The sequence below is a fragment of the Dyella tabacisoli genome (assembly GCF_003350925.1).
In the GTDB taxonomy this organism is placed as follows: Bacteria; Pseudomonadota; Gammaproteobacteria; order Xanthomonadales; family Rhodanobacteraceae; genus Dyella_C; species Dyella_C tabacisoli.
In genome coordinates, this window is the sequence record NZ_KZ857175.1 from 374,871 (window position 1) to 401,547 (window position 26,677).

Annotated in this window: 21 protein-coding genes; 5 read left to right on the plus strand and 16 right to left on the minus strand. The window is 61.7% G+C overall.

Translation table 11 applies throughout. From position 1 onward, the window contains the following. Positions 1 to 53: 53 nt before the first annotated feature. The 7 genes from accC to DVJ77_RS08580 all read right to left on the minus strand — a co-directional run bounded on the left by accC (position 54) and on the right by DVJ77_RS08580 (position 7,170). Positions 54 to 1,424 (minus strand): acetyl-CoA carboxylase biotin carboxylase subunit, encoded by a 1,371-nt coding sequence (gene accC / locus DVJ77_RS08550; RefSeq protein ID WP_114845056.1) that lies wholly within the window; start codon positions 1,422 to 1,424, stop codon positions 54 to 56. A 13-nt stretch (positions 1,425 to 1,437) separates the two neighbouring features. Next, positions 1,438 to 1,899: an acetyl-CoA carboxylase biotin carboxyl carrier protein gene (accB, locus tag DVJ77_RS08555; RefSeq protein ID WP_114845057.1), complete on the minus strand. Its 462-nt coding sequence runs from the start codon at positions 1,897 to 1,899 to the stop codon at positions 1,438 to 1,440. An 84-nt stretch (positions 1,900 to 1,983) separates the two neighbouring features. Further along, positions 1,984 to 2,442 (minus strand): type II 3-dehydroquinate dehydratase, encoded by a 459-nt coding sequence (aroQ, locus tag DVJ77_RS08560; protein ID WP_114845058.1) that lies wholly within the window; start codon positions 2,440 to 2,442, stop codon positions 1,984 to 1,986. 171 nt (positions 2,443 to 2,613) lie between these two features. Beyond that, a complete protein-coding gene (locus DVJ77_RS08565) occupies positions 2,614 to 3,153 on the minus strand; it encodes a peroxiredoxin family protein (RefSeq protein ID WP_114845059.1) in 540 nt (179 codons plus the stop codon). A 43-nt stretch (positions 3,154 to 3,196) separates the two neighbouring features. Next, a complete protein-coding gene (locus tag DVJ77_RS08570; RefSeq protein WP_114845060.1) occupies positions 3,197 to 5,416 on the minus strand; it encodes a protein-disulfide reductase DsbD family protein in 2,220 nt (739 codons plus the stop codon). Between the two features lie 90 nt (positions 5,417 to 5,506). After that, positions 5,507 to 6,421 (minus strand): DMT family transporter, encoded by a 915-nt coding sequence (locus tag DVJ77_RS08575; protein ID WP_114845061.1) that lies wholly within the window; start codon positions 6,419 to 6,421, stop codon positions 5,507 to 5,509. Positions 6,422 to 6,450: 29 nt separating this feature from the next. Continuing rightward, entirely contained in the window at positions 6,451 to 7,170 is a 720-nt protein-coding gene (locus DVJ77_RS08580) for a glutathione S-transferase N-terminal domain-containing protein (RefSeq protein ID WP_114845062.1), read from the minus strand. Positions 7,171 to 7,252: 82 nt separating this feature from the next. On the opposite strand from DVJ77_RS08580, the gene pdxR reads away from it, so the two are divergent. The 3 genes from pdxR (at position 7,253) to DVJ77_RS08595 (ending at position 10,661) form a co-directional block, all read left to right on the plus strand. Next, positions 7,253 to 8,695 carry a MocR-like pyridoxine biosynthesis transcription factor PdxR gene (gene pdxR / locus DVJ77_RS08585; RefSeq protein ID WP_114845063.1) on the plus strand — a complete coding sequence of 481 codons (1,443 nt, stop codon included), beginning with the start codon at positions 7,253 to 7,255 and terminating at the stop codon, positions 8,693 to 8,695. Positions 8,696 to 9,181: 486 nt separating this feature from the next. Beyond that, on the plus strand, positions 9,182 to 10,198 hold the full coding sequence (locus DVJ77_RS08590; RefSeq protein WP_114845064.1) for a TlpA family protein disulfide reductase: 1,017 nt from the start codon (positions 9,182 to 9,184) through the stop codon (positions 10,196 to 10,198). Between the two features lie 97 nt (positions 10,199 to 10,295). Next, positions 10,296 to 10,661 carry a cupin domain-containing protein gene (locus tag DVJ77_RS08595; RefSeq protein WP_162791418.1) on the plus strand — a complete coding sequence of 122 codons (366 nt, stop codon included), beginning with the start codon at positions 10,296 to 10,298 and terminating at the stop codon, positions 10,659 to 10,661. 193 nt (positions 10,662 to 10,854) lie between these two features. On the opposite strand, the gene DVJ77_RS08600 is transcribed toward DVJ77_RS08595, so the two are convergent. Continuing rightward, complete coding sequence (locus DVJ77_RS08600) at positions 10,855 to 11,439, minus strand: hypothetical protein (protein ID WP_114845066.1); 585 nt, start codon at positions 11,437 to 11,439, stop codon at positions 10,855 to 10,857. A gap of 902 nt (positions 11,440 to 12,341) precedes the next feature. On the opposite strand from DVJ77_RS08600, the gene DVJ77_RS08605 reads away from it, so the two are divergent. Beyond that, on the plus strand, positions 12,342 to 12,644 hold the full coding sequence (locus DVJ77_RS08605) for a hypothetical protein (RefSeq protein ID WP_114845067.1): 303 nt from the start codon (positions 12,342 to 12,344) through the stop codon (positions 12,642 to 12,644). A gap of 148 nt (positions 12,645 to 12,792) precedes the next feature. Here the strand turns inward: DVJ77_RS08605 and cutA are convergent, their stop codons facing one another. Both cutA and DVJ77_RS08615 read right to left on the minus strand, forming a co-directional pair. Further along, positions 12,793 to 13,122 carry a divalent-cation tolerance protein CutA gene (cutA, locus tag DVJ77_RS08610; RefSeq protein ID WP_114845068.1) on the minus strand — a complete coding sequence of 110 codons (330 nt, stop codon included), beginning with the start codon at positions 13,120 to 13,122 and terminating at the stop codon, positions 12,793 to 12,795. After that, entirely contained in the window at positions 13,122 to 13,613 is a 492-nt protein-coding gene (locus DVJ77_RS08615) for a DUF3224 domain-containing protein (RefSeq protein ID WP_318530912.1), read from the minus strand. Before DVJ77_RS08615 ends, cutA begins: the two co-directional genes overlap by 1 nt. A 71-nt stretch (positions 13,614 to 13,684) precedes the next feature. Between DVJ77_RS08615 and DVJ77_RS08620 the strand changes: the two genes are divergently transcribed. Then, complete coding sequence (locus DVJ77_RS08620; protein ID WP_114845069.1) at positions 13,685 to 14,518, plus strand: helix-turn-helix domain-containing protein; 834 nt, start codon at positions 13,685 to 13,687, stop codon at positions 14,516 to 14,518. A 140-nt stretch (positions 14,519 to 14,658) separates the two neighbouring features. On the opposite strand, the gene DVJ77_RS08625 is transcribed toward DVJ77_RS08620, so the two are convergent. From DVJ77_RS08625 to DVJ77_RS08650, 6 genes are read right to left on the minus strand one after another with little or no spacing between them, the layout of a single operon-like run. Then, complete coding sequence (locus DVJ77_RS08625; protein WP_114845070.1) at positions 14,659 to 15,057, minus strand: hypothetical protein; 399 nt, start codon at positions 15,055 to 15,057, stop codon at positions 14,659 to 14,661. Positions 15,058 to 15,078: 21 nt separating this feature from the next. Continuing rightward, the gene (locus DVJ77_RS08630; protein ID WP_114845071.1) at positions 15,079 to 18,762 is read right to left on the minus strand and encodes a DUF6519 domain-containing protein; all 3,684 of its coding nucleotides are present in this window, start codon (positions 18,760 to 18,762) and stop codon (positions 15,079 to 15,081) included. 31 nt (positions 18,763 to 18,793) lie between these two features. Further along, positions 18,794 to 21,007 carry a hypothetical protein gene (locus tag DVJ77_RS08635; protein ID WP_114845072.1) on the minus strand — a complete coding sequence of 738 codons (2,214 nt, stop codon included), beginning with the start codon at positions 21,005 to 21,007 and terminating at the stop codon, positions 18,794 to 18,796. Continuing rightward, on the minus strand, positions 21,007 to 23,754 hold the full coding sequence (locus tag DVJ77_RS08640; RefSeq protein ID WP_114845073.1) for a putative baseplate assembly protein: 2,748 nt from the start codon (positions 23,752 to 23,754) through the stop codon (positions 21,007 to 21,009). The genes DVJ77_RS08635 and DVJ77_RS08640 overlap by 1 nt, the downstream gene beginning before the upstream one ends. Continuing rightward, positions 23,751 to 26,306 (minus strand): putative baseplate assembly protein, encoded by a 2,556-nt coding sequence (locus DVJ77_RS08645; RefSeq protein ID WP_114845074.1) that lies wholly within the window; start codon positions 26,304 to 26,306, stop codon positions 23,751 to 23,753. Before DVJ77_RS08645 ends, DVJ77_RS08640 begins: the two co-directional genes overlap by 4 nt. Further along, the gene (locus tag DVJ77_RS08650; RefSeq protein ID WP_114845075.1) at positions 26,303 to 26,674 is read right to left on the minus strand and encodes a GPW/gp25 family protein; all 372 of its coding nucleotides are present in this window, start codon (positions 26,672 to 26,674) and stop codon (positions 26,303 to 26,305) included. Before DVJ77_RS08650 ends, DVJ77_RS08645 begins: the two co-directional genes overlap by 4 nt. Between the last annotated feature and the right edge of the window lie 3 nt (positions 26,675 to 26,677).

Consider the following 26,677-nt stretch of genomic DNA (forward strand, 5'->3'; position numbering starts at 1 on the left):
CAGCCTACTCCGTCTTTTCGAGCCGCGTAACGCGCGACTTCAACCCTCGGCGTTTATACGGCGGGGTGTTGTTCTTTCTGCTCGGCCATGCGCTTTTCCAGGTAGTGGATGTTCTGTCCACCTTGCTGGAAACCGACATCGGCCATGATGCGTTGCTGCAACGGGATATTGCATTTCACCCCTTCGATCACCGTCTCGGCCAACGCCAGGCGCATGCGTGCGATCGCGGTTTCGCGGTCAGGGCCGTGCACGATCAACTTGCCGATCATCGAGTCGTAGTTCGGCGGAATGCGATAGCCGTCATACAAATGGGTGTCTACACGTACACCGGGGCCGCCCGGCGCTTCAAAGCGCTTCACCGTGCCGGGGCTCGGCATAAAGGTGTCGGGATCTTCGGCGTTGATGCGGCATTCGATGGCGTGACCGCGCAGCACGATGTCCTCCTGCCTGATCGAGAGCTTCTCGCCACCGGCGATCAACAACTGCTCGCGGACCAGGTCGATACCGGTAATCAGCTCGGTCACCGGGTGCTCCACCTGGATACGGGTGTTCATCTCGATGAAGTAGAACTGGCCGTTCTCGAACAGGAACTCAAAGGTGCCGGCGCCGCGATAACCGATACGCAGGCAGGCCTCGACGCAGACTTTGCCAATGGCGGCACGCTGCTCGGGCGAGATGCCCGGTGCCGGTGCTTCTTCGACCACCTTCTGATGACGCCGCTGCATGGAGCAGTCGCGTTCGCCCAGATGGATGGCGCTGCCCTGGCCGTCGGCCAGTACCTGGATTTCCACGTGACGCGGGTTCTCCAGAAACTTTTCCATGTACACCTGATCGTTGCCGAAGGCCGCCTTGGCCTCCTGCTTGGTCATGGTGACGGCATTGCCCAGATGCGCCTCGGTGCGCACAACGCGCATGCCGCGACCGCCGCCGCCGCCGGAGGCCTTGATGATGACCGGGTAGCCGATGTCGCGAGCGATGCGGATGTTTTCATCCACGTTCTCGCCGAGCGGGCCACCGGAGCCGGGCACGCACGGCACGCCGGCGGCCTTCATGGCGCGGATCGCTTCGACCTTGTCGCCCATCAGGCGAATCACCTCGGCGGTGGGGCCGATGAAGATAAAGCCGGATTGCTCCACCTGCTCGGCGAAGTCGGCGCGCTCGGAAAGAAAACCGTAGCCGGGGTGGATCGCCTGGGCGTCGGTGATTTCCGCCGCGGCGATAATGCGCGGGATATTCAGATAGCTGTCGACGGAAGGGCCGGGGCCGATGCACACCGACTCGTCGGCCAGGCCGACGTGCTTCAGGTTACGGTCCACGGTGGAGTGCACCGCCACGGTCTTGATACCCAGACTGTGGCAGGCACGCAGCACCCGCAGGGCGATTTCGCCGCGGTTGGCGATGACGACTTTCTCAAGCTTAGGCATGGTCGTGGGCGGCTCAGGCAATCACGAACATGGGTTCGTCAAATTCCACCGGCTGGCCGTTTTCGACCAGGATGGCTTGCACTGTACCGGCCACATCGGCCTCGATCTGGTTGAACATCTTCATCGCTTCGATGATGCCCAGCGTCTCGCCGGCTTTCACCTGCTGGCCGATCTTGACGAAGGCCGCCGCGCCCGGTGTGGACGAGGCATAGAAGGTGCCGACCATCGGTGCCTTCACCACGTGGCCCTCGGGCAATGCTTTGGCGGCCGGCGCTGCCGGTTCGGCCGGCGCTGCGGCGATGGAGGCGGCGACCGGGGCCGGTGCGGCCACTGGAGCCGGGGCCGGTGCCATGGCGGCCATGCCCTTGGGGATACGCGACAGGCGGACGACTTCCTCGCCCTCCTTGATCTCCAGTTCGGCGAGGTTGGATTCTTCGAGCAGGTCGATCAGTTTTTTGATCTTGCGCAGGTCCATTCGGTCAAACCTTCTATGTTCGTTGCTGCCGCCGTAGCGGCCGGAGTGGATGAAGTGGCCCGGTATGGGAGCGGCCAGAATGAATTAGGGGGAGGTCGGGGCAGGCCGGTCCAACCGGGCGATGGCGGCTTCCAGCGCGAGCCGGTAGCTGTCGGGGCCAAAGCCGCAGATCACCCCGACCGCGATATCGGCCAGGTACGAGTGCCGGCGAAACGGTTCGCGCGCATGCACGTTGGACAAATGCACCTCGATAAACGGTATCGCCACCGCCGCCAGGGCATCGCGCAAGGCAATGCTGGTATGGGTGAAGGCGCCCGGATTGAACAGAATGATGGCGGTCTGCTCGTCGCGCGCCTGGTGAATGCGCCCGATCAGCTCATGCTCGGCATTGGACTGAAACCAGTCCAGCTCATGACCGGCGGCTTGGGTCTGGGCGACCAGGGCGGTATTGATGTCGGCCAGGGTCTGGCGACCATAAATACTCGGTTCGCGAACGCCCAGCAGGTTGAGATTGGGTCCGTGCAGGACCAGGATCTTTGCCACACCGCATCCTGTCAGCTTCCGGCGAGTCCGGAACGGGCGGAGTGTGCGCGCACTCGGGGATGTTGTCCAGTTCGGCGCAGTTCGGCGCAGTTCGGCGGAGAAGTGGGGTGGCAACCGTGCGTCAGCGTATGTCAGGGTGGCGTCGGGGCGGTTTCGTAGCGCGATGCACAGCTATCGCGAAGGCGGCCCCAGCCATGTTTCGAGCTGCTGCGGCGTCAATGCGCCTCTGCGGTTTTCCAGCACGCGGCCATCGCCGTCCAGCAGCACGCTGAAGGGTAGTGTCTCGGCGGTATTGCCGAAACGCAGCGAGGTGCTGGGGCTTTCCAACTGCCCCAACAGAATCGGGTAAGGCACCGGATGGGCGGCCAGAAACTGACGCACCGCGTCGGGCTGGTCCATCGCGATGCCGACGACGATCGCCCCCTGATCGCCGAACTTTGCCTGCGAGCGCGCCAGCGCAGGCATTTCGTCCAGGCAGGGGCCGCACCAACTGGCCCAGAAATTCAGCAGCACCCGCCGGCCCTTGAACTCGGACAGCCGATGTTCGCGGCCGTCGATATCCTTTAAGGCCAGGTCCGGGCGCTGCTCGCCCATGGCGGCGACCTGGACGCCGGCCGGCACTTTCGCCAGCCGGCTCTGTTGCTGAAACCAGCCGCCAACGGCAGCCACCAGCACCGCAAGCATCAAGATCGACCAGTTGCTGCGACTCATCGTTTTTCGCCGGCAGGGACGCTGGTGATGTGCGGTGCCGTCGTCACTGCGCCGCCTCAGTCAACGCCTGCTCGACCAGTGACGAGGTCAGTACGGTGGACAGCTTGCGCCCCTCGCCACCGTGTTTCGGAAACACCACATACAGCGGTACGCCGGGTGAGTGGTACTGCTGCAAAAAGGCCGCGATAGTGGGGTTTACGTCGGTCCAGTCGCCTTTCATATAGACGGCGCCGGTGCGCTTGAGCAGGGCACGGAAGGCGTCGGTGTTCAGCACCGCATGCTCATTGGCCTTGCAGGTTACGCACCAGTCCGCCGTCATATCGACAAAGACAGGCGTGCCGGCCTTGCGCAGTTCGGCGAGCTTCTCCGGCGTATAGGCGGTTACGCCATCTTCGGCAACGGCGGCGGCGGTTACCGGCGGCAACTTGGCCAGGTAATACAAAGGCGCGGCAGTGAGCAACGCCAGCACCATCACCATGGCGCGGCTGATCGCACCACGCGAGCGGCTGCGCTCGAACCACCACAGCGTCATGGCCAGCAACACCGCCGCGACCAGCACCAGGCCGACCGCATCGGCGCCGCGCTGCTTGCCCAGCACCCACACCAGCCATACGGCGGTCAGATACATCGGAAAGGCCAACACCTGCTTCAGCGTTTCCATCCAGCGGCCGGGGCGCGGCAGCATGCGCGCCAGTGCCGGCACGAAACCGATGGCGAGAAAGGGCAGGGCCAGGCCGATGCCGAGCATGAGAAACACCAGCAGCGCCGAGATCAGCGGGGCGGCGAAAGCGTAGGCCAGCGCCGTACCCATGAATGGCGCCGTGCATGGGCTGGCGACCAGCACCGCGAGCACACCGGTAAAGAAATCTCCGGCCGGGCCCGAACGCGATGCCAGCGAATGCCCGGTATTGCCAAGCGAGGCGCCAAACTGCACCACACCGGACATCGACAGGCCCACCGCCAACATCACGCAGGCCAGCCCGCCGACCACCAGCGGCTGCTGCAATTGCGCACCCCAGCCCAGGGCATGCCCGGCCGAGCGCAGCGCGACGATAGCGATGCCGATCACCGCGAAACTGCTCAGCACGCCGGCGGTATAGAACAACGCATGGCGACGTGTTCTGCCTGGGCTTTCACCGCTTTCCAGCAAGCTCACCGCCTTGATCGAAAGCACTGGCAGTACGCACGGCATCAGGTTCAACACCAGGCCACCGCCCAGCGCGAGCAACAGCGCGGTAAACAAACTCACCTCCAGCGCCACCGGATTCTGCGCGACGCCGGCAGGCGGTAGCTCCGGTGCCGGCCCCGCCGTCACGCTGCTGGCGGCAACCGCTCCGCTCGCCAAGTCGATATGGACTGCGCGCGTCATCAGCGGATAGCACAGGCCGCCGTCCTGGCAACCTTGAAAGCTGGCTTCAAGTTCGAGCTGTTTGCGGCTGGCCGTATCGCCATCGATGGTTACCGGCAATTCGACCTGCCCGAAATACACCGTGACCTTGCCGAAGTTCGGGTCCTGGTGCATCTCGCCGGCCGGCCACGCGGGTTTCAATGCCAGCCCGGCAGCGTCTTTCAGGCGCAACGTGGTCTGATCGCGATACAGGTAATAGCCCTTGGGCATGGTCCAGCGCAGCAGCAATTGATTCGGCGCGCGCGCCAATGCTTCAAAACGGAAGGCTTGCTCAGCGGGTAGCGGCGCAGCATCCATGCCCTGGCTTGGGCCGCTGGTCTGACTGGCGCCGAGCTGGTTGAGCGCCGCGCCGAGGGTGCCTGCCGCGTGATCGGTGTCGGCCGCAGCCGTGGCGTTTGCGGGCAGCGCCAGATCCAGTAATTCGGTGTGCGGTGGGTAGCAAATCTTCGGCTCGACTTCGTGACAACCCTGGTATTGCACCGACAGTTTCAGGCGCTGCGTACCGGCGGCCACGGTGTAGGGCACGCTGGCGTCCACCGTGTTGTGATAAGTCTCCACATCACCGAGAAATTCGTCGTGATGCTTCTTGCCGTCCGGCAACTGCGCTTCGCTCAGCGTCACACCGTCGCCCGCCTTGAACTTCATGCGGCCGCGGTAGAGGTAGTAATCGGGCGCGATGGCCCAGTGCAGTTTCAACACGCCGGGCGTGGCGGTATCGGTGCTGAGTTTGTAAGCCTCGGTGACCGGCAGCAAGCCGTCTTCTGCATCCTGAGCCGGTGTCGGCAGGGCGCAAAACAGCAGGCCAAGCAAGATCGTGAACCGGGCGGCCAGACGGCCAAAATGGGTCGAACGCATTGCAACTCCAGCTTCGAAGGGTCAGCGCCTTGGCGCGGACGAGAGGGGATTATGGACCAGCTAGCCGAGGGTGGCCGACTTGATGCGTGCTTATGTCTCTTCCACCGCGGCCACCGTACCGGCAGCGGTCGTGGGGCGGAAGCGGATCAGTCCGGTGGTCAAGGCCGTTCCAAGCAAGATCACCACGCAGCCCACCGCCATCGCCATGGTGAATGTCTCGCCAAGAAACAGCGTGCCCCACAGCACGCCGAAGGCCGGAATCAAATACAGCACCGTCATGCTGCGTGCCGCGCCCACTCGCGCTATCAGCCGAAAGAACAGCAGATAGGCGACGGCGGTACAGGCTACGGCCAGGCCCAGCATGGCCAGCCATGCCTGTGTACTCGGGGTCTGCGCCGGCCATTGCCAGATCGTGGATGGCGTGAGCAACAGTGCCGCGACGATCTGGCTGCCGGCCGTCGTCGACATCGGCGATACCGTACGCAAACGGCGATGGCTGTAATGCACCGAGAAGGCGTAGCACACGGTAGCGCCGACACAGGCGGCCATTGCCCAGCCAGCGTGGGCGTTGCCGTGACCAAGCCCGGCGGTGTCGCCGACCAGCCACAGCACGCCGGCCAACCCAATCAGCAGGCCGAGGATGCGTGGCGTATCGAGCTTTTCACTTAGCCACAGCCAGCCAGAGGCGGCTACCAGCAGCGGGGTAATCGCGTCGAAGATCGCCGACAGCCCCGCCGGCAGGCTTTGTGCGGCGTACGAAAACAGTACGTAAGGCAGGGCCGAATTGGTCAGGCCGACCACGGCGATCGGCCGCCAATGCGCGCGCAGCTCAGTCATATAACGACGCGACGCCAGCATCGGTGCGAAACAAAGCGCCGCGCCGATCGCGCGCAGGCCCGCCAGCGGCATGCTGCCAAAGGCATCGGCGCCCATTCGCATAAACAGAAACGAGGCACCCCATAAGGCTCCAAGTAACAGCAGTGCGGCGATATCAGAGCGTTTCATGGGGGTTTTCCGGTGGGCGAGGTGGCAGATCAGCGCGTTGTCGTGGTGGCGCTTTGTCCAAACAGCACACGCCGCTCTTCATCAGATATGGCGCTGTTTTTAGGCGCGTATACATTGGCCACGCCCTCGTAAGTACGTATCGTGGCCGGCCGTGCCGCCATCGTCTCGAACCAGCGGGCAAGGTGCGGAAAATCAGCCAGGTTCTGGCCGTGCGCCTCATGCGGCACGATCCACGGGTAGCAGGCGATGTCCGCGATAGAAAAAGCGCCGGCGATAAATTCGCGATCGGCCAGCCGCTGATTCAACACGCCGTACAGGCGGCTGGTCTCTTTGGTGTAGCGCTCGATCGCATAAGGCACCTTCTCCGGCGCATACACATTGAAATGGCCGATCTGCCCGGCCATCGGCCCCAGGCCGGCCATCTGCCAGAACAACCACTGCAGCACTTCGGCGCGGCCGTGCGCATCGCTAGGAATCAGGTGTTGGTTCTGCTCCGGCCCGATCTTGTCGGCGAGGTAAAGCATGATCGCGCCCGATTCGAACATCGTTACCGGGGCGCCACCACCGACCGGCTCGTGATCGACGATGGCCGGAATCTTGTTATTCGGCGAGATCGCCAGATACTCCGGCTTGAACTGCTCGCCTTTGCCGATGTTCACCGGCACTAACCGATACGGCAGGCCGGCTTCTTCAAAAAACAGGCGCGCCTTGAGGCCGTTGGGGGTGGCTGCGTAGTAAAGGTCGATCATGGTGATGCGTGCTCCGGTGTCGTCTGAGGTACAGAGTAGGTGTAAATTTGGGTCCCTATAAGATCCACATCTTGGACATTTAATGGCACCAATTTTCGGGTTTCCGATCACGCTGCCGCCGCCCGGCACGCGCGAGCGGCTGCGTGCCCTGCATGGGCAGTTGCGCGCGGCGATCCTCGACGGTCGCCTCCAGGCAGGTTTGCGGCTGCCGGCGACACGCGAGTTGGCCGAGGCGTTGCAGGTGTCGCGCAATACCGTAGTGGCGGCCTATGACCTGCTGTTGAGCGAAGGCTATGTCGTCGCCAGGCGCGGTGCCGGCAATTACGTCGCCGATCTGCTGTCACGCCGCAGCGCGGGGCGGGTGCTAAGCAAGCACGCCGACATGCAGCGTCGGCTGGCGCCGTACTGGCGTGAATCCACCGGCCCTCATTCGCCGGCGCAACAACGGCCTTTTCAATACGACTTTCGAGTTGGCGTGCCGGATAACCGGCAATTTCCATTCGAGGTCTGGCGGCGGTTGTCGGCGCGCGCCCTGCGCGACCTGTCCAAGGCGCCGCCGATCTACGGTCAGCCGGAAGGGCGGCCGGCCTTGCGCGATGCCATCGCCCGGCATGTCTCGTTCGCCCGCGCGGTAGCTTGCCACCCCGACGATGTCATCGTTACCAGCGGTGCGCAGCAGGCTTTTGATTTGTTGGCGCGCGTACTCGTAACACCCGGACAAACCACGCTGGCGGTGGAGGATCCTGGTTATCCGCCGTTGCGTGCGGCGTTTACCGCCGCCGGCGCCAAAGTGGTTGCCGTGCCAGTGGATGACGAAGGGCTGGTAGTGGAGCAATTGCCCGCTTCGACACAGGTGATCTACGTCACCCCGTCACATCAGTTTCCGCTGGGCATGCCGCTATCGCCACGTCGTCGCGCGGCGCTGCTGGCCTTCGCGCAAACACATAACGCCACCATCATCGAAGACGACTATGACGGCGAGTTCCGCTATGGCGGGCGCCCCCTGGACGCACTGCAAACGCTCGATCGCCACGGCTCGGTCTGCTACGTCGGCACCTTCTCCAAATGTCTTTTTCCAACCTTGCGCCTGGGCTATCTGGTGGCGCCACCCTGGTTGCATCCCGCATTGGCCGAGGCCAAGCAACACAGCGACTGGCATTGCGATGTCGTGGCACAAGACACCCTGGCCGCGTTTATTGCCGAGGGCCATCTCGTGCGTCATGTGCGCAAGATGAGCAAGGTGTACGCCGAGCGGCGCGAGGTGTTGCTGCATGCCATGGTCAAGTACGGCGGCGGTCGCCTGCAGGCGTTGGCATCGGATGCCGGGTTGCATCTGGCGGCGACTTTGCCGGGCACTGTGGACATTGACGCATTGATTGCGCGGGCTGCCGATGGGGGTATCCGGCTGGAGTCGCTGCATGGGTATGCCCATGGTTCGGTGGCGCCGCATGGGTTGGTGTTTGGGTTTGGGATGGTGGATGTGGGGGGGATTGATGGGGCGATACGTCGGGTGATGGAGTTGTAGTGTTGTGGCGATCGGGTTCGCCTGCGGCGGGCTTTCGGCCACCTGCCGGTGGTCGAGTCACTTTTCTTTGCTTGCTCAAAGAAAAGTAACCAAAAGAAAGAGCACCCCGGTGAGTCGCCCTTCGGGTACGTGAGGGCCGGCCGGGCTTTTCGACAGGGCTTCCTGCCCTGGCGAAAAGGCATCGACATCCATGTCGATGCCCCTGCGGGCCTGATCGTCCGACCCTCACCGACGCACAGGGGCCCCGAGGTCAAGAGCAACAGCAAGATCAAAATCAAAAGCAAAGTCAAAGGCTGCGAGCGTTGCTTTTGCCCCTCCCCTGCGACCGAAGGGAGTCCCCTTTTCGGGACTTGCAGGGGGAGGCTGGGAGGGGGTGCCCCCTTGCGATACACCCAAGGTGGTCCTCCCAGATTGCCGCAAAGTGGTTCTTACCCACGCGTTGCGAAGTAGCCAGTATGGCGACACCCTCACCACGCGATCCTTCTTATGCGCACTTTGCTTGGGCTTTTTCTTCTGCTGTTTTCGTTGACGGCGCTGCCGCTGCGGGCCGAAACCGGTCAGCAGCGTGCCGAGGCGGCCGGGCGTGGCCTGGTCGGTTCGCCGGCACCGCGACTGGTACTCAAAACGATCGATGGCAAGACCATCGATCTGGCCAGCCTGTATGGCAAGCAGGCGATTTATTTAAAATTCTGGGCCACCTGGTGTGTGCCGTGTCGCGAGCAGATGCCGCACCTGGAGCGTACCTTTGAGCAGGCCGGGCCGGATCTGGCGGTGATCGCCATCGATGTCGGCTTCGACGACACCATTGCCGACGTGCGCAAGTATCGCGACACCGTGGGGCTGCACATGCCCATCGTGTTCGACGACGGCACGCTGGGCCAGGCGTTCAACTTACGCGTAACGCCGCAGCACATCGTGATCGGTCGCGACGGTCGTATCCAATATGTCGGCCATATGGCGGATGCCAAGCTCGATGCAGCCTTGCTCGCCGCCCGCACCGCATCGGCACCTTCAGTGCAAGGGGCGGTGGCGGCCAAGGATGATCCGCACTACGACGTAGGCGATCACGTGCCGGCATTCACCGCGCCGACGCTCGACGGGTCGGTATTCAAAGCACAGGACACCGCCGTGAAGGGGCCGACCGTGCTGGTATTTCTGTCGCCCTGGTGCGAGTCGTATCTGGCAGATAGCCGTCCAAAGGTTGCCGCAAGTTGCCGTGCCGTGCGCGAGCAGGTGACCAAACTATCTCGCGCCGGCCATACCCGCTGGCTCGGCATTGCCTCGGGTTTGTGGGCGAGTAAAGACGATTTGAGCGGCTATCGCAAAGAGCATCAGCTAAGCATGCCGTTGACGCTCGATGAAAGCGGTGCGCTGTTCCGTCAATTCCGCGTCATGCATGTGCCTACTCTGTTGGTGGTCGATGCCCAAGGGAAAATAGTGCGACGCATCGAAGGTGTGGACGCGACGCTTCCCACTCAGTTGCAGGCCCTGTCGGCGCGTTGAGCGCAGCAATGAGTCGGTGACGGGTACGGCGATGGACCATCGCCTGCCCCTCATCGATACAGAGACTTTCCACCCGTATATGTACGAGGTCCATCACATGAGTCGCATGTCGATTCTTACCTTCGCCTTGCTGGGCTTTTTCTCGCTAGCCGCCCAGGGCGCGCAAGAGCATCCTGTATTGAAGGCCACGTTGACGCAGGCCCCCGGCCATCAACTCACCGCGCTCAGCGTGAGCTACGCCCCCGGTCAATCCACCCCTTCGCATCACCACGACGCCGACGCCTTCGTCTACGTGTTGTCGGGCCACATCCGCAGTCAGTTAGCGGGCAGCCCGGTAAAAGTCTATGGCGCAGGAGAGAGCTGGTTCGAGCCCGCCGGTATAGAGCATGTTGTCAGCGGCAACGCCAGCACCAGCGAGCCCGCCACCATGCTGGTGGTCTTCATCGCCAAGCCGGTGCCGTAGGTTGGGGTGAGCGCAAGCGAACCCCAACGTTGCGAGGTGTTGCGTATCACGTTGTTCAGCCCAGCCTCCGTGGCCAGATATGAAGAGGTCGGGGAAGAGGGCGATGTCGATCTATCGAATAATCGATAGTCACGACTCAATTCGCCCCGTCCCCTGCTCGGTATGCGAAAGCATGTTTCTTCGAGCGGTCTTGTTAGAGTTCTACACGATATGAATTTGCGCTAATACTCATCGATGCTATGAAATAGACGGTGACTTGAGCGCCGTTACGAGTGCACTGCAAGCTGGTTTTTTTCTCTGCCCCTGATTGGCTTACTAAAGCCATGCCGGGTGCCGTAAGCCACCAGTTATTTGTACTTGAGAAGTTTCCTTGTGCGATGACGAAGTTCTGGCAGGTTGTCGATACTCCGTTTTTCGTAAAGGTAATGGTGCCCTTGGCCGCAAAGTTCAGTTCAGCCGGCCTGTTTTTGAAATCGTTTGTACCAAGGCCCACGCCCCCTTGAGCTTGCGTGTTAAACCAATTGCCCACGGTGGAGCTTTTTTTTCGGCCGGCCCTGACCTTTAAGAAAGCGCTGCCGGAGGTCCAATTTCCACCGCTAATGCCGCCCCACGGTTGCCCTGAAGTAATGGAGTAAGAGCTTGTTGAGAATTGGGCTTCAGGTGAGTTTCCAAAACTGAAGGTCACTATGTTGTCGCGTATCGTGGCCGCCTGCAGGTTGAGGCTGCACAATAAGCACGATCCGGCTACTAGAAGGGTCTTGATGCCTATCTTTTTCATTTCGGCTTCCTCTGGAATTTAAAATAGCCTATGGGAGCGGTGGAACGGGGATTGCGCTTAATCCGTTCTGGTGCCGTCTTTACCTGGCCGGTTTCGAACCAGTCGTGCAACATGATGACCAAGGTGCATGGGTGCATGCTTGGCGCTATCAAGGATTTGTTTCATGCCTGCAAACAAGTGTTGCTATCTACATGTGCCGCAGATAAACCAGGCGCCAGAAGTGCGATGAATGGCGTCGACGAATAAAGTCATCGATTATTAAAGATAAGACTTATTTATAGGCATGCCATCTGAATGCCAAAGATGATTTCCATTTGCGAGGCTGAGCGTTGCGTAATGGAAGGGTATTGGATGGTTGCCCGATGCATCGGCGCCTGCGAGCCTGCCTTCATCGTACAAATCATATTGTTTATGAGATGTGAAATGAAGCCAGTGGTTGATGGTTGTGCGGCGTATTAATATTAAATATAACAATTTGCCGAAAATGCTTATCTCATTAACTCTTTCTCAGAGAAATAAAAAACTCAGTGCCGTTGGGGTGGGCGCAGGCAAGCCCGAACGTTGCGCCGCGTTGGGCATCACTTCGTTCAGCCCAACCTACCGCACTGTGGCGCAGGAGAGAGCTGGTTCGAGCCCGCCACCATGCTGGTGGTCTTTATCGCCAAACCGACAAAGTAGGTTGGGGTGAGCGCAAGCGAACCCCAACATCCGCCAGGTTGGGTATCACGATGAACCTCAACGATTCGCCATCAACTTGACGCCCACCGACATGGGGGGTAGCTTGCTTTGCGTCGCCGCACATCGGCGACCGGGTGTGGAAACCCGAATCACACAGGCGCAGAAAAAGCGCCTCCACTCTGTATTTAACAGGGCGGCGGCTCCATCTAATAAGGAGCTTCAAGATGGCCGTAACCGATACCACCCCATCCACTGAGCGTATTCGCTTCAGCGACAGCTACCACATCGACCCGGACGCCACGCCTGAGAGCCTGCACGACGATGTGAACGAAATGCTCGATCACGCCCGCGCCATTTCTCTGGCGCTGTGCCACTCGCTTACGCCACATGCCGAGGTGGATTTCAACCACCTCTCCAGCGTGTTCGCCGCCATCGCCAATATGATCGATATGGCGCAAAGCGCATCGGACCATGCGCACATGCAGTTGCAGCGTGAGCGGGTCAAACCCAAATCCAAACCGCTTTAAGAGCCCGGTTGGTGTGAACGGTAGGTTGGGGTGAGCGCAAGCGAACCCCAACGTTGCGCGATGTTGGGTCTCGCGGCGAGTCTCAAAGGCACGCACATTGGGTATCGCGGTGAGCCTCAGTGTTGTGCAACGTTGGGCATCACTTTGTTCAGCCCAACCTACCGCTCGCGCGTACCCAATCGAGATAAGCCGTGTGGCCACGCTCCACCGGCACGGCGATCAACTCTGGTAGCTCGTAAGGGTGTAGCTGCAACAGCCGCGTCTTCAATGCCTCGAAGCGCGCGGCGGTGGTTTTTATCAGCAGCAATATCTCGCTATCCGTGGTTACCGCGCCCTGCCAGCGATAGGTAGAGACCACGCCCGTCAACTGATTCACGCAGGCCGCCAGCGACTCGCCGACTAGGGCATCGGCCAACATCTGCGCGCTGGCCGCGTCGGGGCAGGTGCAATAGCACAGCAGGACGGTGTCGTCGGACATTACGGCAACTGGTAGTCGAAGGTGTACGAATGCTTGCCGCTTTCGATGTGAATCATCATGGCGCCGCTCAAGCCGGTCAGCTCTTCGGTGCCCGAGTCGGGTACCACGGTGACCGACAGTTGCGGTACGCCGCGATTCATCGTGGCGCTGTGTTGCAAAACAAAACTGCCATGGCGGCCGTGCAGGGTGCCGGTAACGCGCTCCATCGCCACGTAGCCGGCCGAGCCTGGCACTTCGCCGCCGGCGGCGATCATTTCGCCCAGGCTGGTCGCTTCCAGGTCGCCATGAAACTGCTTGTCGATGGTGCGCCGGTCAAGCCGGGCCGGCTCGATGCCGGGTACTGCCGGTTGCGATACCAGTTTTACGTCGAAGGGGCCGCTGGCGTGCATGGTGGTGTTTTCCTTTGCGATGGATGGGGCTGATGCCAGCAAGGCAACAACAAGGCCGAAAGTCGCCATGATGCCTGCTGACTTGTGCGGTTGGATACTCATGATTGATCTACCATTTGGTGTGGTGCGCCCGGCACCGCCTTGCCGTCCATTACAGTGAAAGCGCCTCACCGATGATTGGAAAAACGCGACCGCCGAGTGTCGACCCCGCCAAACCGCGCGGGGTGTTGCGCACACGGCTGGATCATGGCGAGTTTCAGCACGCGCGCCGCGCGCCATCGGCGGCACTGGCGGGGTTGATCGAACACTACTGGTACGTGGGCTGGGATCTGCGCGGGCTACCCGCACAACAGCAAGAAACACTGCCTCACCCGAACGTGCAGCTAATCATCGAGCCCGGCGCCGCAGGTATCTACGGCGTGCACACCGGCCGCTTTACGCGTCTGCTGGAAGGGCAGGGCCGGGTGTTCGGTATCAAATTTAAGGCGGGCGGTTTTTATCCCTTTTTGCGCACGCCGGTCTCCACCTTGATGGATCGCTCGCTGGGTGTCGCCGATGTTTTCGGCGCCGCTGCGCAAACACTCGAAAGCGAGGTGCTTGCCTGCGATGGCCTCGACGCCATGGCGATCGTCGCGGAAAGGTTTCTGCATGCCCATCTGCCTGCCGCCGATGCGCAGGTCGAGCGCATCAGCACCCTGGTTGCCGACATCGCCAACGACCGCAGTGTGACTTCAGTGGATCAACTGACGACACGCACCGGCTTGAGCAAGCGCGCGCTGCAACGGCTGTTTCAGCAGTACGTCGGTATTGGCCCCAAATGGGTCATCAATCGTTATCGTCTGCACGAGGCCATCGCTCAACTGCAGGAAGGCAAGCCGGTGGCATGGGCCGACCTGGCGTTGGAGCTTGGCTATTTCGATCAGGCGCATTTCATCCGCGATTTTCGCAAGTTGGTGGGGCGCTCGCCGGCCGATTACGCGCGGGTCGAGAGTGCAGGCAGGCGCTAAGGCGGTCCGAGAAAAATATCCTGCAGCACCGTGGCGAGTGCTTCGAGTTCGACTCTATCCACGGCGGCCGCGTTATCGGTGCGAAGTGGCTTGGCCCGCGCTGCATGTTGTATCGGGATATCTCGCCTAATGACTCCCGTTTATCCGTGCAGCTTGATAAAAGCAGCGATGTCGGTATGCAAGGTGTCGATGGCCACGGCGCGCTGCGGCGTTATTTTGCTGGTGTCGGCGGTCGCGGCGCCGGTGAGCTGCGCCGCGGACGCCTGCTGCACCGACTGCCCGAGCTTGCCGAGTATCGCCATTACCGCATCGCGTTTGGGGTCGATTTGTTTGCCGGGCATGGTGTCCACACCGGCCAAGGCGGGCACCACAATCGGCGTACCCGTAGGCAGTTTGCTCAGGTCGCCCACCAGGTGCGGGTTGGAGGCGGCCAAGGCCTTGCTGGCCTCGGCGAGGCGAGGGTCCTTGGGCTTCAAGGCATAGACACGCGCAGCGATGTCGTTAAGCGAGGCGTCGTTGGCTAAGGGCACGATGTTCATAAGGTTTGCTCCCAGATGGGTTTACGCCTGAAGGTTCAATGGTGCCCAAGGGGGCTGCAGGGGGGAGCTGTTGAGCGTGATGGGCTGGCTAACGATATTGCCGACCACGGTGGCGGTGGGCTGCTGGTTCGAGCCGATGTTGCCGACCGATATCGTCATCCCTAGCTGCCCTGCCGCCGACACCGCCGATGGCGGGCAGATAACGCGATTGTTGCCGACGATGGCGGTATCGCCACTCAATTGCACTACCGCGCCGGTCCCTGGCTGGGCATTGAATTGCTGGCATATGTTGCTGATAAACACACAGTGACCACCGTAACTGACGTCGACCAGTGGCAGTATGCTGTTGCCCGTGCCGGTGTTGCTTTCGATAGCGAGCAGCTCGCCGCCATTTTCCACATCGCTGATCGCTATGGCGGTGAAGCTGTTTGTTAGCACGGTATTGGTACTGTTTTGCCGAATCATATTGCCGGACACACTCACCTGGACGACATTGGAAGCCACCACGATGCCGTAGCAGGGTTGGTCCAGCGAGCCGGCCAGGCCAATGTCACTGACATCGTTGCCCGACACGGTAGCAGCCTGCACGTTTTGCAGTCGAATACCGGCTGCCGCGATCGGCTGGGTACTGAGGTTGCCGATCAAGCCCACGGTATTGTTTTGCACCACGGTGGTGGAGATCCCGACTACATAGATGCCGACCAAAGTGGATGTGGCTACCGCTTGATGGACCGGGCCGGCTTTTGAGGAGGCGCTGGTGCTTATGGATTCTTTGGCGACGTTGCCTACGGTGTTGGTCGCATAACCGTAGTTGGCACTTCGGTAAGCCACGGCATTGGAGACGGTGGTGACGACCGGCGCCACTACAGATAGCACCTCGTTGTTGCGGATGATGGCTTCTGCGGGCGTTCCTGCGCCGAAAACCAGAATGCCGGCGTTAGTTACTTGGGTGATCGAGTTTTCGATGATCGAGCTGATTAAAACCGGGCCGCCGATTTGAATGCCGTGGCCGTTGAAGGCGGTGATGCGGTTGCGGCTGATATGGACCTCAGTGACCGCCAGCTTACCGCCGGGAACCGGGCCTATATGAATCGCCGCCTGTGTAGGGGGGCTGCCTGCGGGGGCGCCGCTCGCCGCCTGGCTAATGATGTTGTCGGTGATAACCAGGCCATCGGTGCCGCAGTACAGCCCGGCACCTTGCACGTCGATATGGTTGCCCCCGATGCGTACAGCCGCATCGGGCATGGCGACACCTTCGATGCCGATGCCGGCGGTCTTGCAGCCGAGAATGCGATTGGCCGACAGCGATATATCCAGCGTAAAGGTAGTCAATGCGATGTCGGTGTTTATATCGATGATCGCCACGCCGGCCATGGCGCAAGGCATCCAGTTGCCGATGATTTCAAGGTCGCCGGCGGCAAGGACGTCGCGAGTGGTCGCAGCGCTGGTGGAGTTGTTGACGCCGTTGAGTACGCTGGCCTTGCCGATGCCGATGTCGGCGATGAGTACGTTGTCGCGAATCAGGGCTTCGAGCACAAAACCATCGATCGCAATAGCCATGCCGCCGGGGTTGAATTGACTGGCAAGCGAAGGCGCCCTGAGCGCGGCTGATGCGTAGTAATCGAGGCTGCTGATGGCAGGGCTGCTTGTGGCCGGGGCGCTTGTGGCGGGGCCACTTGTGGCTTGTGTGGCTGCCAGTATGGCTGCGGATGTAGATGCGGATGTAGATGCAGATGCGAATGCGGTTGCAGGTGCAGGTGCAGGTGCGGCCGCAAGCATGGCTGCCGATGTGTCGGCCACTCGTGCGGTCATGGCTACCGGTGCAGCCGCCATCATGCCTACAGGCCTAGGTGCCGGGATAGGCGCGGGCGCCGGGGCAGGAGCCGGTGCAGGTATAGGGGCCGGTGCAGGAGCTGGTGCGGGAGCCGGTGCCGGTGCGTTGGCCGGGGCCGGGATGGCCAGGATGCCGCAGCGCTCGATCGCTACCTCGACACAATTGAGTGTCTGGATACCGATGACCACCGGGGTGCCTGCCGCTGTGGCAGTGCTGCTCGCGGCGAGTGTATTGGCTCCCGTGGCGGCGGTGGCAGTGGCGGTGCTAGTGGTGTTGGCGGTGGCGATGGCCAGCACCGAAAGATCTTCGACGCGCAAACCGAAATTGGTATCGAGCAATACGGCAGGTCCGTTGCCGGCGAATAACAGCACGGTGGCCGGCCCCTGACCGCTGAGGGTTACCGCGTTCAGTTCTTTTAAGAGCAGGGTCGAGCCGAGTATGAATACGCCTGGCCCCAGGCAGATGCGCCCACCGGTTTTTCTGATCTGCTCCACCCCCATCTCGATGGTGGCGGTGCCGGCATTGTGTGCGTTTGCATCGATACATACGGTGCAGCCACAGCCGGTTTCAGAAGAAATGATCGGCGGCCATAGCGTGCGGCAATCGCTGTTGACCGACACGGTGGTGCCCGATGTCGAATAACTGGCCAATACCGCGTAGTGATGACGAATGCCCAACGGCGGCGATTGCGTCAACGTCTGCACCGAGGCATCGGCGGTGCGCGCGGCAAAACACCAGAAGTCGGCGGTGTGGAATTGTCCGTTGGTTATCGTGCTGTCGAGCGCAAGCATCACCTGCACGCCGTCCTCAAGCTCCATCCAGCCTGAGGCAACCGGCAGCAAGCCATTGCTATCGACCCCTAGGGTCTGATCCCAGCGGATGATGCGGGTATGGCGGCTTGGGTCGGTGGCGTTAAAGCTAGCCGGCAAGACGCGATCCAGGGTAATGCTGAGCGTGGTTTCGTCGGGCGGGCCGACAATCTGCGCCATCGTGCCGGGCAGGCCGGCCAGTTCGGTGGCGTCGTCGGTGATCTCTACCCAGTCGTTGGCGTTGAAACCCAATACGGTATCGCGGCCGATACGATCGACACTGAGTTTGCAGCTCGACCCGGCATTGGTGATGGCGGTGACGCGGCTGACGATGGAGGCATTTTCACGCGACCATTTCCAGCGCGCGGCGGTGAGGCTGCCGGCGGTATGAATCTCTACCCGGTAGAGACGATTTTCGATACCGCGATAACCGCCCTGGTCGGGCAGGATGCATGGGTCGCTGGGTGCTACGGGCGCTACCGCCTGGGTAGAAATTTGTCCCGCCGATGGCGGCAACAGCCCGCTCAGATCGGTGCTGCACGAAAGCGTGGTTCCGCTGTTACTGCTGTTTTGCCACAGTTTGACTTGCCACACCGTTTGCAGGCGCGTGGTGGTGTCCACGCCGCCGAGTGCGACATCCAGTAAATCGGGGTCTTCGATATAGGTGACTTCGCGCTTCCAGACGTCCAGATAAACCAGGCCGTTGCCGGCAATGGCCGGTGGGTTCGGATAAAACGGCTGGTTGAGATAGGTCACCGCTTTGCCGTTGACGGTTTCCCCCGTGAACAGCTCGGCCTGGATGCCGTCGATATAGCAACGGCCGGTGCCTATCGCTAAATCGGTGCCGCCGGCCGTGGCGGTTATCTTGAAGCCGTTAGGTGTGGTCAGCGCCGGCACCGCGACCGCGCCAAAGGTGTCGGCGGCCTGGGTTTCCCAGCGCCGTGCGGCGAGCCATTCCATGTTGTTCCAATCGGCGTCCAGATGGACCCGACCCTGCTGCATCAGCACTTGCGCGTAGTGCTTGTACAGTCCATCCGCGATGCGGGAATAGTCCCCGGCCATGATGGTTGATCTCCCGTGGGTTACATGGGTACTAGGTGACGAATAAAGTGGCCGCCTGACGACCGAACGGCAGGTATTCCTGCAGCCTGAGCTGCAGGTTCTTCAGCCGTTGCGGTTGTTTGAGGTGGCAGTAGGCGCCCATTTCCGAGCCGTCTTGCGCGCCTTGCAGAATCTGGATCGGCGCATTCAAGTGCAGTTGCAAATAAGCAGGTTGTCCGTACTGTCGTTGGGTGAAAGAAGGCAGCAGCCACGACACGACGTTGTCGTGAATTGCTTTTAATTGTGCCGCCGAGGGCAGCGCGCCGTTGATGTTGGGCTGGTCGCTCTCGATGGAAATTTCCAGATCCGGTTGGCAGCGATAGCGGCGCGGCGTGGTCGAGCCGTCCGGCACAAAGCTGAAACGCACGCAGCCTTGCTGGCGGTGCAGTGTCGACACCACGCCGTCGAACAAGGTTTCGGTGGCGCTGAGCAGTTGGCGGAAATGGCTGGCGCCGACCACCGTGCTGCGTTCGATCCATGCTGGCGGCCCCCAATTGGGCGAGCCACTGAGCCCGGTTACTGCCGGTCCATTGACACCATCGATGATGCTGTCGAGCAGCCACAGGCGGCTGTTTTCCAGCGGCGGTATCTGCACCGGCCCACTGATGCTGAAAATAAGCTCGACGTCGATCGGCGTGTTTTCCTTGTCCACCACTACGCTGGGCAGCACCGGCACGGGTGGTGCGACATTCAGCGCCAGGCCGGGCACCAGGGTCGTATGGATCAGGCGTAGCCGGCTCAGGCCATCGGTGACTTGCACGGCGCCTTCCACCAGCAGGCCCGACAAAGTGACGGTAGCCGTCGGATGCACGCCTTGAATCGTGATCGAGCCTTGCACGTGCGGCCAATGCTGATCGACCGCTTCGATGGTCAAGGTGCCGCCATCGACGGGTTTGATGCTGAGCGCCTCGACGTAGCTGGCGCTGTCTTGAATCGAAATCAGCACCTCTTGTATGCCTGCCGCCGCAGTCAACGCGGCTGAGATGGTGGCGTAGGTGCCGCCCGTGCCTACGGTGAACACTTGCAGTCCGGGCAAGTTGCGTTTGAGCAGCCAGTTCTGGCGGTCATAGCCGCCACCGCCGAGTTCGGCGGGAAAGCCGCAAAACGTGCTGATGCTTACCTGTTTGGGGCCGGACAAACCGGTTGCCTTCCAGGCCGAACCAAAACTCAAACGGCCCAGTGCCACATCCACGCCGACCATGCTCGCCGGCGGCTGCCGCCATTGCGCCAGGTTCATGCTTTGAATCTGCGCGGGCAGTACCGCGACGCCGTCGGCAACGATGAAAAAACTGCCCGAGGGCGCGCCGGGCGCCGGCAAGTCCAAGCCGAAACGGCCGTAGTACTGCGTATAGGGCGCGGTGCTCGCACTGGCGGCGTACTGCAACAGATCGTCGTAGAAAGCAGCCGGGCGAATCGGCCCCGGCAGCAGCGGTTCGGCACTGGGCAAGGTGGCATCGATACCGGGTTGCCAGCGGGTAAACATCGGCGCGTCTTGGCCCAGGCGGCTGACATGGAAGCCGCTGCCGCCGCTGGCCGGTTCGGGTCGCGCGGTGGCCTGATAAAGCGGCGAGCTGAAGAGACGCCACAGAAAAATGCCGACGTTGGGAATGTTGTGCCAGCCTTCGAGTTGCCGCGGCACGCGCACATCCACCAAGCGCGGTGCATTGTCGAACGGCCCGTTGATGCGATCGATGTTTGGAATATTGCGCAGGTCGGGTGCATAAAAACTGCCGGGCCGGACGTGATTGCGTACCGCCTGCGTCCAGGCCAGGGTCTGAAAGAATTCACGCACATGCGCCGCCCAGCCGGTGACGTCGGACGAAAGCTCTTCAAGCATCGGCAAGGTGGTTTTGCGGCGCCGATAGAAAATCGTCTTGGCCACATCGGCGCGGGCGCGCAAGCCGATGGCCGGCTCAAACGATGGTCCGACCAGATCGGTCGACAAGGCGGCCGTAGTGGTTGACGGCGCGATGCGCGAGGCATCGGTCAGCGGTGTCGACTGCACCAGGTCGCCGATATACGGCACCACCCACGGCGCGCAGGTTTCGATAAAGAGGTTGTCGTAGTTTTGCGCCAGATCCTCTTCGAGTACGGCGATCTGATCGACGGTCACCGAGAGCAAGTCTTTCAGCGGGCTGCCCTGCTGCGCATCGCGCAGCCGCGTCCACGCGGGCAGCAAGGCATAGACGGTGTCGATGTCGAACATCAGCTCATCACTCCCATCGTTACGAGTGGGCCGGGGTCAAGCGTCAGCAACTCGGCCGGCGCGGCGCCCTGGCCGCCGGACGGCGCCGCCGCCGCGACGAGTATCTGATTGAGTCCAGCGTATGGGTCATCGCTGCGATAAAGCTGGGTAATCTGCACCGCCTGCACGCCATCGACCGTCTGCGCCACCTCAAGTACTTCGGACAGGCTGACCCATTGGCCGAAATACCGCGCCTGAAAACCAAAGGCCGCGCGCAAGGCTTGGGTCACACTTGCCTGCAAGGCGGTCAGGGTGGCCGCATCGCTGGGCCAAAGCGGATTGATAAGAATATTGATGCCGAGCTGGAAGGTCACCGGCGCATAGGTTTGCAAGTTGACCGGTACGGTCGCATCGCCAAAGTCGGCCAGGGCCTTGGCGAGATTACCGGCGAGCTGTCCGTTGGCGGGCACGGGGGCGCCGTCGATACCGGCCAGCGTCAACACCACGCCGCGAGTGGTGCCGTCCCAGGTCCAGGTGGCCAGCGCTTTGGCAATACCGGCAAAACCCAGCGCAAAGTTTTCATAGTCTTTAATGGATACCGCGCGCCCCAGCGTGGAGACGCTGAGCGGCGCATTGGCACGCGCCTGCTCCTGTGGCTCGGGATCGGCGCCGTCGATTGCCGGCAAGGGATTGGTTACCGACTTCAAGCCGAGCGGACGGCTAAGCAAGACATTGATCTGGCCGGCATCGACATTGCCGGCATTGCCGATGCCGGTGCGATAGACCGCGCGAATATTCAATGAGCCGGTCGGCAGCCGCGCACCATAGGTCACGCCGTCGCCAAACAATACGGTGGTATTGCCGTTCTCGTCGTGGCGCGTGGTGAACACCTGTGCGCGTGGCCCCTGGCCGTATAGCGTATCGACCTGGGTCCAGGCGAGGTCATTGCAAAACACCTGCAACGTAGAGGCCACGCCGCTGGGTGTAGCCGCCGCGACATAAGTCAGTGGCGGTTGCTTGAGCGTGAAGCTTTGGAACGAGGCGGACGCATCGCCGCTGCCGAGCAGTTCTTGCACGGTTTTCCCGGCGGTAGCCATGGCGACATTGGCGTAGACGATGACCGAATTGAGGTCGAAGGCGTGTGTGAGGGCGGTGGCGAAATCGATTGTGGTGTACAGCAACTCGGGAGAGTCATGGGTGTCGGCGACGGTGGTGAGATCGGCCAGCACCGGGTCGTCCGCAGTGGGCGGCGTCCACAGCAATTGGGTGTCGTCGGTGAATACCGTGCCGCTGAAGCCATCGAGGGTTTGCAGGGTATAGATGCGCTTACCGTTGGGCGCCTTGAGGCCAAGACTTAGTACCCATAGCTGCTCGCCTGAATTGACATCGCATTCGCCCGAGAAATCCAGCGCCGTCAGTGTCACCGTGACACCGGGCGGCACTAGCACCCGTGCTCGTTTGCCAGCCACGATGATGGACTGCCCCGCCGTAAGGCCAGTGATACGCGAGCTCAGTTGAATGCTGCCGGTATCCAGCGGCTCCATCAGCGGCCGTTCGGCCAGGGCGATGAATTCGCTCTGCGCATACACCGCTGCGGTGCTCGGCGAGAACCATTGCATATCTATGCCGGCTATGCCGACACGAGTGACCCGACCAGTCAAGCCGTAATCGGCCTGGTTGGTATCGGCGGTGGAGGTCACGTGATAGAGCTGCGCCGGCGGCTTGATGTTGTAGCCTGCATCGGCGAGTACGATCCATCCCCCGTTGGTAATTTGCGGATACACCGCATCGAGATAGATATACGGCTGTCCTACCGCCAGCGGCGCGTCGGTCCAACTGTTTTGGCGGGTGGAATAGACGCCGTCGTCGACTTTATAGGTTTTTGGATTCCATTCACCGACACGTTGAGCTATCGGCAGGGCGAGCCATTTCTGCGCGTTATAACCAAACAACGACGCTTGCCGCCGCAGCACGAATACTTGGGGTGGCACGGAGGGGATTGTCGCTGTATCCAGTGCCAGTGCAATTTCCAGGGTGACGTGGGTAAAACCTCGCGCGGCATTGACCTCGACGGCGGCAATGCGGCGGAAATCCCAGTCGTCGGCGTCGTTGTGGGTAATTTTTTCGCTGCCGATCAGCACCAGCGGATCGCCCGGCTTGAGGTTGAGCGAAGTACCTTGCAGCCAGATATCCAGATCGCCGTATTTGGGAATAGCGGTTTGCGTCAGCCGCGGCGTCAGTGCGCTGAAGGCCCGCTGCGCGATGATGCCTTCGATGGATTCGTAAGCTTGCGCCTGTTGCCCAGGCCCTGGTGTGCTTTGCACCAAGGTGCCGCTGGGTAGTTTTAATGTGGTCGGTGTGCCGGCGGTGGTTTCCATGCCGAAGGCGAGCGAGGTATGCGCCGCTACGCCGGGGCTTAACTCGTAACCGATCAGCCGGGCGAGTTCCAGAATAGAGCGGCGCTCGGTGGCGGTGCGCAGATACGATTCTTGCGCGAACTGCTGCTGATAAAACGTATGGATGTCCGCGACGACGGCGAACGCATCCAGCACCGCGATGGAAAAATCATCGCTGGTGCGCGCGGTGAGCGGCGCCAGCGCCGGGCGGTTGGTATCGGACAGCCCGGCCAGCATGCTGCGCAAAAAAGTAGTGTAGTTGCCTACGCGCACAGAGATCGTTGGCAGGCCGGGGCGATTGTCGATGCCACTCGGTGTCGATGCGGTGACCCCGGCGCAGGCGCCGCAGCCGATGTTGGTCTGCGCGCTCATTGGCCGCCCCGCACTGTCAGGTTCAACACGCCATGGCCTGGGAAATTCGGGTCGTTATCGCAACGCGGTATTTCGATCGACGCGAATTTCAACTTCCACTGATTCAAACCATCGTCGCTGGCTTGATAAAGCCGCTCGAAACGAGTGATTTCGACGGCATCCACGCCCGGTACCGCTTGCGCCAGCGCGTATAGATTGCTGAGGTAAAGCGTTTCGCCGAAGTTGTGCAGATCGGGGTTGAAGAAGGCCGGGCTGCCATCGCTGCGGGTGCCGGTGCCGAACAAGCGCCGCAGTTCGATCTCGATATCGGCGCGGAACCACGGTACCCGTACACACACCTGCATATCGATGCGCAGCGGCACCATCGACGGCGCGTTGACTTGCAAGTCATGCCCAATCACCCGATAGCGCTCCAGATACGAACGGATGGCCGTGGTGAAGGGCGCGTCTACGGGCAGGCCATCGGGCCGGTCGACCGTATCGAATACGGTGTACCAGCTACCGGTCCAGCGAAAATCCGCCGAGGCCGCCGATACCAGCGGGTTGCGCAGCGACACGGCGGCGTAATCGGCCGATGTCACCGCACGCTCTTGCACCAGGAACGCGGCCGGAGCGGCCTGCAGCACGCTGTCGATGCTTTCCGGGTCGATGCCGCCCTGCGCGGGCAGCGGGTTGGTGACCGATAGAATGCCCGGCGGCAAGGCGCCGGACAGCGGCGTCGCCACATGCGCGATGCTGTTGGCGCCGACCAGCCCGGCGACGCCGTTGCCGATGCGGTATGCCGTAGCAAACGTGTCGCCAGCGACAGGACGCAGACCGTATTCGTCGTCGCCAAAACGCAATCGCGCCAACATGTCGCTGTCGATTTCCACCACGACATCCGCCGATGTCGGGGTGCTTTCCAACAGATCGTGACGCGCGGTCCATAGCTCTGTGCCGCCGGCCCCCGTACTGGCCAGGGCCATGGCCGGCAGCGTGTTGGCGATGTCCCATTGCATCGCGGCGCTGGCTGGCGCGGCGGGATCGAACGGAAGCAAAGCCGCCTCCGGCTGACCTTCAAACATGCTGTCGACGATGACATGTCCCTGCTGGGTCAATGGCCATTGCGCCAACGACGGATTGAATCGCGCGGGGATGGCATTGGGCGGGGCAGGCTGGCAGTTGTCGCCGGCGCAGGCACTCACGGCATACAAGGTGGGCTCGGGCATGGTGCCGAGGCTTTCCACCGCCTGGCTCAAGCCGTGATCGGCAAGTACCACATTGCCCCAGGCGATGCTCAACTTATCCAGCGGAACACCGCCGTGCGCGGCATCCGATAGCGAGGAAATGCACAGCGGAAAAGTGAGGGCGTCGGCATTGTCCCAAGTAATGTCGACAATCGAGGCGCCGGTAACCGGATCGGTTTTTACCGGTTGTCCCGGCAACGGATCTTGCGTGACCACACGCAGCGCCTGGCGGTGCGAGGCGTCGGCATCGGCGGCAAGGCCGGTGGTGGGGCTGCGCATTTCTTGCAGGATCAATACGCGGCCGCGCAGATCGATGGCGGTGGCCGGTGCGAGCAAGGTGGCGCTGGTGCTGCCGCGCGGCAGGCAGCAGCGCGCGTCGCCCCAGGTATAGAAGTTGATCGTGTTGAGCGAGCTGTAGAGCACCAGGTCGTGCATGGTTTCAAAGCAAGTCGGTGCCGCAGAGAGCGCCGCCTGGCGATTAGCCAGATCGATGACGGTGGTGTTCGATAGCCGGGTCAGTAGCAAGCTGCCGGACCGTGGCGGAAAACTGCTGAACTGCGGTCCGGGCAAGGTTTTGCCATCGGCGGCCGCGGTTACTTGCAGCACGACCCATGCACGCGCGTTGCAGCCGTCGTGCATGGCGTAGTCGACCAGCTTGGCGTGGCGGCGCACCGACACGCGCCGCCGCGCCGTGCCCAGATAGGCTTCGGTGGCGATGGCATCCTGCTGGTAACTCAGGTGATCGGCGACATAGGCCAGCACTTCGACCAGGGCGATGCCCGGATCGGCTTCGTTGCGTTCAGTCCAGCTCGGCGCGGTGACACTCATGCGGTCGAGCATCTGCTGGCGGAAGGTGGTGTAGTCCTTAGCCAGATAGTCGATCGGCGGCAGTGGCTCGGCCGCCGGCTCGCAACATACGGTTTGCTGGCAATCGATATCGGCCGGGCACTCCACCTTGAAGCCGAACGTGATACTCGCCAGCAGCGGATCGAGTCCGCTCAGCGGCTTGCCGTCGGAGCCGATCACGCTGAGCAGATAGGGCGAAAAATCACCGTAGGCGGTCAGGTGCAATACGACGACCGTGCCGTCATAACTGACTTGATCGACGCTGATGCCGACGATGCGCTCGCCACCGCCGATGACGAAATTGGCTGGCGTCAAACCGGCCGGCGGCGGGCTGTTGACGAAGCCCAGCCGCAATTGTCGCTGCCGCAATGCGGGCGTGGCCGCTTCCAGATCCACGACGTCGAGCCAGTCGATGCCGTTCAACGGGCCGCCGCGCACCAATGTGCGGCGGTTTTGATCGCAGCACATATACATGGTCATGGCGACGGCACCGGTGCGGTGAAGCTGGCGGTACGCTGCTCTTGCGTCAGTCGATTGATATAGACGATATCGATGACCAGGCTGCTGTCTTGATCGGTGACGCTAAGACTTTGCACCAGAATGTTTTGCGCCAGCCAGCCTTGCAGCGAGCCTTGAATCAGAAACTGCGCGGTGGCGGCCACGGTGTCAGACGCCGGGCCAAACACCATTTGCGGCACCCCGCAGCCGAAGCTGGGCTGATTCACGCGCTCGCCGGCGCAGGTCATCAACACCTGCTCGATCATGTCGCGCAGATGGGTGTCGTCGTCGGTCAGCGCCGTACGGCCGCGGGTGTCGAACTGGTAAGGAAAGGCGATATTGCCGCTCATCGC